This window comes from Bacteroides sp. DH3716P (assembly GCF_025914115.1).
GTDB lineage: Bacteria > Bacteroidota > Bacteroidia > Bacteroidales > Bacteroidaceae > Bacteroides > Bacteroides ovatus.
In genome coordinates this window covers 6,513,959-6,523,838 of the sequence record NZ_CP083673.1, presented here as the reverse complement: position 1 = coordinate 6,523,838, position 9,880 = coordinate 6,513,959, and the positions used below count along the sequence as shown (strand labels likewise).

General features: G+C 41.4%; 10 protein-coding genes and 1 pseudogene. 6 read left to right on the top strand and 5 right to left on the bottom strand.

Features of this window, described 5'->3' with window-relative positions:
* Positions 1-142: 142 nt before the first annotated feature.
* The 3 genes from KQP79_RS25185 to KQP79_RS25175 form a co-directional block, all read right to left on the bottom strand.
* Positions 143-1,027, bottom strand: coding sequence for a carbon-nitrogen hydrolase (locus tag KQP79_RS25185; RefSeq protein ID WP_004303059.1), 885 nt, complete (start codon positions 1,025-1,027; stop codon positions 143-145).
* Between the two features lie 67 nt (positions 1,028-1,094).
* Positions 1,095-2,216: an agmatine deiminase family protein gene (locus KQP79_RS25180; protein WP_022199524.1), complete on the bottom strand. Its 1,122-nt coding sequence runs from the start codon at positions 2,214-2,216 to the stop codon at positions 1,095-1,097.
* Positions 2,217-2,299: 83 nt separating this feature from the next.
* Positions 2,300-2,842: a ferredoxin domain-containing protein gene (locus KQP79_RS25175; RefSeq protein ID WP_004303057.1), complete on the bottom strand. Its 543-nt coding sequence runs from the start codon at positions 2,840-2,842 to the stop codon at positions 2,300-2,302.
* Between the two features lie 180 nt (positions 2,843-3,022).
* On the opposite strand from KQP79_RS25175, the gene KQP79_RS25170 reads away from it, so the two are divergent.
* Genes KQP79_RS25170 through KQP79_RS25155 form a run of 4 tightly spaced genes read left to right on the top strand, consistent with a single transcriptional unit; the run spans position 3,023 to position 6,371 of the window.
* On the top strand, positions 3,023-4,579 hold the full coding sequence (locus KQP79_RS25170; RefSeq protein WP_004308917.1) for an ATP-binding protein: 1,557 nt from the start codon (positions 3,023-3,025) through the stop codon (positions 4,577-4,579).
* 36 nt (positions 4,580-4,615) lie between these two features.
* Positions 4,616-5,236, top strand: coding sequence for an ATP-binding cassette domain-containing protein (locus KQP79_RS25165; protein ID WP_004308918.1), 621 nt, complete (start codon positions 4,616-4,618; stop codon positions 5,234-5,236).
* Positions 5,237-5,283: 47 nt separating this feature from the next.
* A complete protein-coding gene (locus KQP79_RS25160) occupies positions 5,284-6,078 on the top strand; it encodes an ABC transporter permease (RefSeq protein WP_004308919.1) in 795 nt (264 codons plus the stop codon).
* Positions 6,075-6,371, top strand: a complete 297-nt coding sequence (locus KQP79_RS25155; RefSeq protein ID WP_004308920.1) for a hypothetical protein — start codon at positions 6,075-6,077, stop codon at positions 6,369-6,371. The genes KQP79_RS25160 and KQP79_RS25155 overlap by 4 nt, the downstream gene beginning before the upstream one ends.
* Positions 6,372-6,390: 19 nt before the next feature.
* Here the strand turns inward: KQP79_RS25155 and KQP79_RS25150 are convergent.
* A pseudogene (locus KQP79_RS25150) lies at positions 6,391-6,803 on the bottom strand (DUF4891 domain-containing protein).
* Positions 6,804-7,035: 232 nt separating this feature from the next.
* Positions 7,036-7,539 carry an RNA polymerase sigma factor gene (locus KQP79_RS25145; RefSeq protein ID WP_004303051.1) on the bottom strand — a complete coding sequence of 168 codons (504 nt, stop codon included), beginning with the start codon at positions 7,537-7,539 and terminating at the stop codon, positions 7,036-7,038.
* A gap of 278 nt (positions 7,540-7,817) precedes the next feature.
* Here KQP79_RS25145 and KQP79_RS25140 point away from each other — a divergent pair, with 278 nt between their 5' ends.
* Together KQP79_RS25140 and KQP79_RS25135 are read left to right on the top strand one after the other, a co-directional pair.
* A complete protein-coding gene (locus KQP79_RS25140) occupies positions 7,818-8,912 on the top strand; it encodes a Nif3-like dinuclear metal center hexameric protein (protein ID WP_061447885.1) in 1,095 nt (364 codons plus the stop codon).
* Between the two features lie 5 nt (positions 8,913-8,917).
* Positions 8,918-9,748: a zinc ribbon domain-containing protein gene (locus tag KQP79_RS25135; RefSeq protein ID WP_004295942.1), complete on the top strand. Its 831-nt coding sequence runs from the start codon at positions 8,918-8,920 to the stop codon at positions 9,746-9,748.
* Positions 9,749-9,880 lie beyond the last annotated feature (132 nt).

Below are 9,880 nucleotides of genomic sequence, written 5' to 3'. Positions count from 1 at the left end.
AAATCTTTAGGTAATAACAAAGCCCCAGCTTGTGAAAGTCGGGGCTTTGTGCGTAAAAAACAGAAGGTGTGCATTTGGACACACCTTCTTCTTTTTTCTTTATTAGATAAACCTCCTACGATGAAGGTATGTGGGTAAGCCTTTAATCAAGGAATCGTTTGGTAAGCCCATCATATTCGTCAATCCGACGATCACGAAGGAAAGGCCACCAACGGCGAACGTTTTCCGAACGTTCCATATCTATTTCCACTATCATGTTCTCCGGCTGATCGTTTCCAGCTTGTGCCAGAAATTCCCCTTGTGGTCCTGCTACAAAACTGTTTCCCCAAAATAAGATACCGTTTGTCTGTCCGGAAGGATCGGGCTCGTGTCCTACACGGTTGACGGAGATAACAGGAAGTCCATTGGCAACGGCATGAGCGCGCTGTGAAATAATCCAGGCATTGAGTTGGCGGGCTTTTTCATCGTCCGTGTCACTGCTTTCCCAGCCAATGGCGGTAGGATAAATTAAAAGTTCCGCACCTTTTAGTGCCATCAGGCGGGCAGCTTCCGGATACCATTGATCCCAGCATACTAATACGCCTAGTTTTCCTAAAGAAGTTTGAATCGGTTCAAAACCAATGTCTCCCGGAGTGAAATAGAACTTTTCGTAGTAAGCCGGATCATCGGGAATATGCATTTTCCGGTATTTTCCTGCAATGCTTCCGTCGCGGTCGAATACGACAGCGGTATTATGATAAAGTCCGGGAGCACGTTTCTCAAAAAGAGAGGTGACAAGGACTACTTTATTAGCTGCTGCCAACTCGGAATAAAAGCCTGTGGAAGGCCCGGGAATCGGTTCGGCAAGATCAAACAGGTTCGTGTTTTCTGTCTGGCAAAAATAAAGTGAATTGTGTAACTCCTGGAGCACAATCAGTTGTGCGCCGTGAGCGGCACAAGCCTCGATACTCTTTGCGAGGTTCATTAGATTGGCTTTAATATCTGCGGTATTGGATTGTTGGATGATTCCGACTTTTATCTTTCTCATGATGAATAATTAGTGGGTTGATTCATTCATTATTTTATAATTCCTTTATAGCTCCTTTGTAATTCTTTTATGATTCCTTTATAACACCCAGCGGATATTGCATGGTGACGCAGTGTAGGGAACCGTGCTGTTTAATCAGGGCACGGCAGTCTATTCCAATTATTTGATGGTTTGGAAAGGCTTGCTGCAATACTTCTCCTGCTTTTTTGTCATTCGCCGGCTGATTGTATGTCGGGTAGAGAATAACGTCGTTCATAATCAGGAAATTGGCGTAAGTTGCAGGCAGGCGCTCGCCGTCTTCTTCTATCTTGTCTGCCATGGGTAAGGCTAATAGGCGATAGGGTTCTCCTGCTAAGGTGCGGAATGTTTTCAGCTGTTTTTCCATTGCAAGCAGTGCTTCGTAATGTTCGTCTTCTTTGTTTTCGCATTTCACGTAAGCGATGGTGTCGGTAGAACAGAAGCGTGCCAAAGTGTCGATGTGGCTGTCAGTATCATCACCGGCCAGATAACCGTGGTCTAACCAAAGCACCTTTTGCAGGTGGAAGGTTGATTTCAGGTATTCTTCTATCTCTACCTGGTTCAGTCGTCCGTTTCGTTGGGGAGAAAGCAGACATTCGGAAGTGGTGAGCAATGTACCCATTCCGTCGCTTTCGATAGAACCTCCTTCGAGTACGAAGTCAAGGTGGTCTATATACTGGCCTTTCAAAGCTCCGGCTTCTACGGCATGTTTGGTAATTTGATTATCCAGTTCGGAAGCAAATTTCAGTCCCCAGCCGTTGAAGGTGAAGTCGAGCAGGGAAGGGGTGTCGGTATCTATCATTGTAATGGCTCCGTGGTCGCGGGCCCATGTGTCATTAGTGGCACATTCCAGAAAGCGGACGTTATTCATATTGACAGTAGCAGCTATCTGCTTTTTCACTTCTTCCGGTTCGGGAGTGACAATCAATAATAATTCACGCTTCGCTATTTCCCTGGCAATATTGATAAAACACTCTTGCACTTCCGCCAGCATGTAGGCCCAATCTGTATCGGCATGTGGCCATGTTAACTGTATACCGCTCTGCATGTGCCATTCGGCAGGCAAATGAGGTGCTTTCATTTCTACCTGTACGGTCATGTTTTTGCCGAAGTTCAACTGCAAATCTTTCTCCGAGCCGCTTGGGCTGGGGAGTCCAACCATGATTCCCATTAGACTATATATATTTAGTTTTTTATAAAATCAGTTTATTGTCTGCATCTAAAGTCAGTTTGTTTTCTGCATCGATGTGACTGTTATGCATTGTTTTCCTGCTTCGGTTTCCGGTCAAAGAACGGATTCTTGGAGGATGCGCTTACGGGGATCGCCATTACCATCTTGCAGTCTTTCAGCCAGTTCAGGCGTTGTGCTGCCAATCCGGCGGAGAACATGACGCGTGTGTCTACGCGTAAATCGGCTGCCGTGGCGCACGCGGAACCTATTGCGATACCTACATCTATGCTGTTCAATGCGCAGGGAACTCCATCAGTACGTCCGGCACAGGTGGCAAATCCGCAATGGCCGCAGTTCAAGCCCTGTGTCTGCTCGCGTGTTCCTATCAGTACAACACATTCGGCACTTAGGATGTTGTCGGCATCACGAAGGAAGAATTTCATTCCGTGTTCTTCTACCATAGCTATCATAGTGTCCGATAATTGTTTAATCTCTTCATCAGTGATGAGGGCCACTTCAATAATATCGATTCCTTTTCCTTTCGGAGCAGTGCGCGCAGCCGTCATCATCTGACGTGCTACCTGCAATATATGCTCGTGACGAGCGTCTCTTTCGTTCAGTATCATAACTTTCTTGAATTAATTAGTAAGGCAAAGATAAATGAAAATTGGCAAAATTACACTAGATGATGAAATAAATAGGGGCTATCATTTGAGTCTGATATGAAAAAACTTTCGTATCGGACTTTGTGTTATTGGGTGGAAAAGGCTATCTTTGTATCTGTCAACTTATAAAGTTATGAGTATATGAGTAATAAAATTTATCCTATCGGCATACAGAACTTCGAGAAAATCCGTAAAGGAGGTTATTGCTATATAGATAAGACTGCTTGGATATATCAAATGGTGAAAACTGGCAGTTATTATTTTCTTAGTCGTCCACGTCGTTTTGGGAAAAGTTTGTTACTGTCTACTTTGGAAGCCTATTTTCAAGGGAAGAAAAAACTTTTCGAAGGATTGGCGATAGAGAAACTGGAAAAAGACTGGTTTAAATATCCGATCCTGCATATTGACCTCAATACAGAAAAATACGATACACCGGAAAGACTTGAAAATAAGCTGAATCGCACATTGGTGGAATGGGAAAAAATCTATGGAGCGGAATCTGCAGAAACTTCTCTAGCTATGCGTTTCGAGGGTATTATTCAGCGTGCTTGTGAGAAAGAGGGCCAGAGTGTCGTTATTCTTGTGGATGAATACGATAAGCCTATGTTACAGGCGATTGGTAATGATGAACTCCAGAAGAGTTTTCGTGATACATTGAAGGCTTTCTATGGAGCTTTAAAAAGCAAGGATGGCTGCATTAAATTTGGTATGCTTACGGGAGTTACAAAATTCGGAAAAGTAAGTGTATTCAGCGATCTGAATAATCTGGAGGATATTTCTATGCGTCAGCAGTATATAGAAATCTGCGGAATCAGTGATCGTGAGTTGCATGAGAACTTTGAAACTGAATTGCATGAATTTGCCGATGCGCAAGGTTTGACGTATGATGAAATTTGCACAGAAATGCGTGAAAGATATGATGGTTATCATTTCACTCATGATTCTATAGGTATGTATAATCCGTTCAGTGTACTTAACACCCTTAAATACAATGTGTTTGGCAACTACTGGTTTGAAACGGGCACACCTACTTATCTGGTCGAATTACTAAAAAAACATCATTACGATCTTCACCGGATGGCTCATGAAGAAACTAGTGCCGACGTACTGAATAGTATTGATTCAACTTCCGACAATCCTATCCCTGTGATTTATCAGAGCGGTTATCTTACCATAAAAGGCTACGATCGTGAATTTGAAACTTATCGCCTGGGATTTCCCAATCGTGAAGTGGAGGAAGGTTTTGTGAAATATCTCATGCCTTTTTATGCCAATATAAATGCCGTAGAATCATCTTTTGAGATTCAGAAGTTTGTCCGCGAAGTCCGTTCGGGAGATTATGATTCTTTTTTCCGTCGTCTTCAGAGTTTCTTTGCAGATACTCCTTATGAATTGGTTCGCGATTTGGAATTGCATTATCAGAATGTTCTCTTTATCGTGTTCAAATTAGTCGGTTTTTATGTAAAAGCGGAATATCACACGAGCCAGGGCCGTATCGATCTTGTTTTGCAGACTGATAAATTTATCTATGTCATGGAATTCAAGCTGGAGGGTACGGCTGAAGAAGCCTTGCAGCAGATCAATGAAAAGCATTATGCTAAACCTTTCGAAAGTGATGGGCGAACACTTTTTAAGATTGGAGTGAATTTTAGTGCTGAAACACGAAACATTGAGAAGTGGGTGGCGGAACTTCAATAAATATAATTTTGGCAGGATTTTCAAGAGAACAAATAGATGTTACATATTAATAATGCCTGTATTGCTTTTGGTACGGAAGTGCTTTTCTCCGGTTTCAGTATGAAGTTGGAAAGGGGAGAAACGGCTTGCATTGTCGGTCAATCCGGTTGTGGAAAGACTTCGTTGCTGAATGCGGTAATGGGGTTTGTGCCTTTGAAAGAAGGATCTATACAGGTAGGGGAAACATTGCTTGATATATCGACTATCGATAGTGTCCGCAGACAGATTGCATGGATTCCTCAAGAATTGGCACTACCTTTTGAATGGGTCAAAGAGATGGTGGCTCTCCCGTTCGGACTGAAAGTGAATCGTTCTGTTCCTTTTTCGGAAGAAAGACTTTTCACTTGTTTCGATGAATTGGGGCTGGAACACGAATTATATACAAAGAGGGTGAATGAAGTATCGGGTGGTCAACGCCAACGTATTATGTTGGCTGTGGCTGCAATGCTCAACAAACCTCTCATTATCATAGATGAACCGACTTCTGCTTTGGATGCCGGATCAACCGGTAAAGTCCTGTCTTTTTTCCGGCGACAGGCGGAAAGAGGAACGGCTGTGTTAGCCGTATCACATGATAAGGACTTTGCTTCGGGCTGTCATTATTTAATAGAACTGTAATTAATTGAACTGTAACGCAAATCGGATAGAATTGTTAAGAATATATTGTGGGAACGATTGATATATCATATTATAATCTCTTTATAGGGCTACTATTGCTTGCCATTCCGTTTTTTTACCTTTGGAAATTTAAAACGGGATTGCTGAAACCTGCCGTGATTGGTACATTACGGATGATTATCCAGCTGTTCTTTATCGGCATGTATCTGAAATATCTCTTTTTATGGAACAATCCCTGGATTAATTTTCTTTGGGTGATAATTATGGTATTCGTGGCCGGGCAGACCGCATTGGTACGTACTCAGTTGAAACGTAGTGTTTTATTAATCCCTATTACGGTAGGATTTCTTTGTAGTGTTGTATTGGTAGGCATCTATTTTATCGGTATTGTTCTCCAACTGGATAATATATTTAGCGCCCAATACTTTATTCCAATATTTGGAATTCTGATGGGTAATATGCTGTCGAGCAATGTAATAGCTTTGAATACTTATTATAGTGGATTGAAACGTGAACAGCAACTATATCGGTATTTATTGGGAAACGGAGCAACAAGGCAGGAAGCGCAGGCTCCATTTATCCGGCAGGCCATCATTAAATCGTTTAGTCCCCTGATTGCGAACATTGCCGTGATGGGATTGGTGGCTCTTCCGGGCACGATGATCGGACAAATTCTGGGAGGAAGCAGCCCGAATGTCGCTATCAAGTATCAGATGATGATTATGGTGATTACTTTCACAGCATCTATGCTATCGCTAATGATTACTATTTCATTGGCTTCGCGTCGATCTTTTGATGCATACGGAAAACTGCTGGAGGTAACAAAAGAACCCAGGAAATGACTGTTATTGACCAGATATTCCATAAAGTAGCTGAAATAGCTATTCCACACTTCTTTATAACAGTGGAGTTTTCAGCATCCGGCACAGAAATGCCGGAACATATCGAGGCTTTCCTGCAGGAAAAATACGAAGCAATTCTTCGTGGAGCCAGTGGACGTAAATTTATCTATAAGGAAGGAGAGTGGCGGCTTATTTTCACTTTCTTCCCTACGGACAGAGTCGTAGACGAACGGTATGCACTGAAAAACAAGGTACAAATGATAAATAAGGTGCAAATGAAAAGCAAAAGCTAACCGGTTATTAGCGTGTTTATTATTTGCCTTTCAACATTCCCCATAAGCAGCGAAGCTGCACGAATTGTTCTCCGGGTTGCACATAACCGCCTTCAAACATCTTTTCCGTTACTTGAAATTTAGAGAGGTGATGGCGTATATACTTCTCTACATCAGGCGATTGTTTCTTGACGAAGACAGCAAATCAACCTTCCCGTCTTCGCGAATGAGCACCCTAGCTTTGATTGTGCGAAAACCGTACTCTTTGCAGTGTTTGGTTTCTACTTTATCAATCCAGAAGATAGCGGTAGCTTTGACCGTATCTGCCGCACAATCTTCGATATTGTCAATCTTTGCAGCCTCGGCTACGGACATTTCGATACTATCACTTTTCTTGGGCTGGCAAGAAACCATCATAACTAGCAGGAGCAGTAAAGTCAAATTTGTTTTCATCGTATTCATTATTTAGATGAAGTAAAAGTACAGAATTTCAATAAATAACGGAAGCTTTAGGCGAAAATTTATAATTAGTTTTTATTCCGGAACCGGTTTTTATCCGAATTTATCCGATGAAAACAGGCAAAAGGCAAAAAGAATATAAACTCTTTTTGCCTTTTGCCTATTGATAAAACTGAAAAATGAAATTAACTGTTTAATCTAAAATTTATATGGATATAGTTATGGTTTAGCGGAAGTCTTTTAGTTCTTCCTGTAATTTCTGACGGGTAAAGAAGATCCGACTTTTTACGGTACCTAACGGAAGATTCAGTTTTTCTGCAATTTCACGGTATTTGAATCCGGAAACGTGCATGGCGAACGGAACCCTGTATTCTTTCGGAAGAGCATTGACTACACGGTGCATCTCTTTCAGGTCGTATGTCCTTTCAGTACTTTCAAACCCTGCATCTTGCGGCAAATTAAGATGATAAAGGTTATCGGTCTTGTCAACAAATGTCTGGTCGCGAACTACCTTACGATAATTATTGATAAAGATATTGCGCATGATGGTGTACATCCATCCTTTGAAATTTGTATCGGGTGTATATTTATCTTCATTATCTAATGCTTTCAATGAGGTTTCCTGCAGCAAATCGTTTGCTTCTTCGCGGTCTGTTGTCAGTTTGTATGCGAAACGTAGTAATTCTTCCTGAACTCCTACCAAATCTTTTCTGAAGCTTAAACTTTTCATATGTGTTGTTTTTAAAATGTGAGTATTCGTTGTAAAAATTTTGATGATGCAAGTTTAAGATATTTTGTCGACCTTGGTAGGGGAGAATCAGACGTAATTTAGGGGAATTTCTATCAACAGATAGTTTTTAGGTCCTTTTTGATAGTTTCTGGGTGGTATTTTATATCTTTTACGGGGATCTCAAAAAATGGATAACGATAAATTCTCTAAAAAACGATCACTTAGTATGTTAATTCCTATTTTATTTATTATCTTTGCAACCAAATTTTCTACCAATAATGAAAATTAAGGAAATAGTAAGCGCCCTTGAACGATTCGCGCCTCTGCCATTGCAAGACGGATTTGATAATGCCAGCCTGCAAATCGGATTGACAGAAGCGGAAGCAACAGGGGCTTTGTTGTGTCTTGACGTTACCGAAGCTGTGTTGGATGAAGCTATCGCGCTGGGGTACAATCTCGTTATATCGCACCATCCGCTCATTTTCAAGGGCTATAAATCTATCACGGGCAAAGATTACGTGGAACGCTGCATACTGAAAGCAATAAAGAATGATATTGTGATCTATTCAGCACATACTAATCTTGATAATGCACAAGGTGGAGTTAATTATAAGATAGCAGAGAAAATAGGGTTGAAGAATCTGAAAGTGCTCGAACCGAAAGAGAACTGTCTGATTAAGCTGGTGACTTTCGTGCCGGATGCACAAGCCGATAGTGTGCGCGAAGTGTTGTTTGCAGCCGGATGCGGAAATATAGGTAACTATGATTCATGCAGTTACAATCTGAAAGGAGAGGGAACCTTCCGGGCAAAAGAGGGAACGCATCCTTTCTGTGGAACAATCGGTGAACTGCATCATGAAAATGAAGTGAGGATTGAAACCATTCTTCCTATATATAAAAAAGCGGAAGTTATAAAGGCTTTATTGTCTGTACATCCTTATGAGGAACCGGCATTTGACTTGTATCCGTTGCAGAATGACTGGTTGCAGGCAGGTTCGGGAATTGTAGGTGAATTGGATGAATCGGAAACGGAACTCGAGTTTCTGAAACGCATCAAGAAAATCTTTGAAGTGGGTTGTGTACGTCATAACAAACTGACGGGGAGAGAAATACAGAAGGTTGCCTTATGTGGTGGTGCCGGAGCTTTCCTGCTTCCACAGGCAATTCGGACGGGTGCGGATGTCTTTATTACGGGAGAAATCAAATATCATGATTATTTCGGCCACGAGGGTGATATTCTGATGGCAGAGATTGGTCATTACGAAAGCGAACAATATACAAAAGAAATTTTTTATTCCATAATCCGGGATTTATTTCCTAATTTTGCACTCCAATTGAGTAAAATAAATACGAATCCCATAAAATATTTATAAGTAAAATGGCTAGAGAAGCAAAAAAAGATCCGAATGAGTTGACGGTAGAACAGAAACTGAAGACACTGTTCCAACTGCAAACGATGTTGTCTAAGATTGATGAAATCAAGACATTGAGAGGTGAACTTCCGTTGGAAGTGCAAGACCTTGAAGATGAAATTGCTGGTTTGAGTACCCGTATCGACAAGATCAAAGCTGAAGTGGATGAACTGAAATCTGCTATTGCCGGCAAGAGAGTAGAAATTGAAACAGCAAAGGCTTCAGTAGAAAAATATAAGTCACAACAAGACAATGTTCGCAATAACCGTGAATATGATTTCTTGACGAAAGAAATCGAATTCCAGACATTGGAAATCGAACTTTGCGAAAAGAGAATTAAGGAATATTCTGCTGATAAAGAAGAAAAAGAGGCTGAAGTAACGAAGAACGATCAGATTCTTAACGAAAGACTGAAAGACCTTGAGCAGAAGAAGAGCGAACTGGACGAAATTATCTCTGAAACCAAACAGGAAGAAGAGAAATTGAGAGACAAAGCTAAAGATTTGGAAACTAAGATCGAACCGCGTCTGTTGCAGTCTTTCAAACGTATCCGTAAGAACTCTCGCAACGGATTGGGTATTGTATACGTACAGCGTGACGCTTGTGGTGGTTGCTTTAACAAGATTCCGCCCCAGAGACAACTGGATATCCGTTCTCGTAAGAAAGTAATCGTTTGTGAATATTGCGGACGTATTATGATTGACCCGGAATTGGCTGGCGTACAAATCGAACACAAGGTGGAAGAAGCTCCGGTAGCTACTACCAAAAGAGCTATCAGAAGAAAAACTGCTGAATAAGAAGAGCAGTGAAGTAAGTAAAGTTACTTTTTTGATATATAATAGAAGGTGTGTCCAAATGCACACCTTCTGTTTTTTACGCACAAAGCCCCGACTTTCACAAGCTGGGGCTTTGTTATTACCTAAAGATTT

Bases quoted from the DNA above. Each gene is read 5' to 3' on its own strand.
- KQP79_RS25145 (WP_004303051.1), bottom strand. From the start codon at position 7,539: ATGAAAAGTTTAAGCTTCAGAAAAGATTTGGTAGGAGTTCAGGAAGAA.
- KQP79_RS25180 (WP_022199524.1), bottom strand. From the start codon at position 2,216: ATGGGAATCATGGTTGGACTCCCCAGCCCAAGCGGCTCGGAGAAAGAT.
- KQP79_RS25140 (WP_061447885.1), top strand. From the start codon at position 7,818: ATGAAAATTAAGGAAATAGTAAGCGCCCTTGAACGATTCGCGCCTCTG.
- KQP79_RS25155 (WP_004308920.1), top strand. From the start codon at position 6,075: ATGACTGTTATTGACCAGATATTCCATAAAGTAGCTGAAATAGCTATT.
- KQP79_RS25135 (WP_004295942.1), top strand. From the start codon at position 8,918: ATGGCTAGAGAAGCAAAAAAAGATCCGAATGAGTTGACGGTAGAACAG.
- KQP79_RS25185 (WP_004303059.1), bottom strand. From the start codon at position 1,027: ATGAGAAAGATAAAAGTCGGAATCATCCAACAATCCAATACCGCAGAT.
- KQP79_RS25175 (WP_004303057.1), bottom strand. From the start codon at position 2,842: ATGATACTGAACGAAAGAGACGCTCGTCACGAGCATATATTGCAGGTA.
- KQP79_RS25170 (WP_004308917.1), top strand. From the start codon at position 3,023: ATGAGTAATAAAATTTATCCTATCGGCATACAGAACTTCGAGAAAATC.
- KQP79_RS25165 (WP_004308918.1), top strand. From the start codon at position 4,616: ATGTTACATATTAATAATGCCTGTATTGCTTTTGGTACGGAAGTGCTT.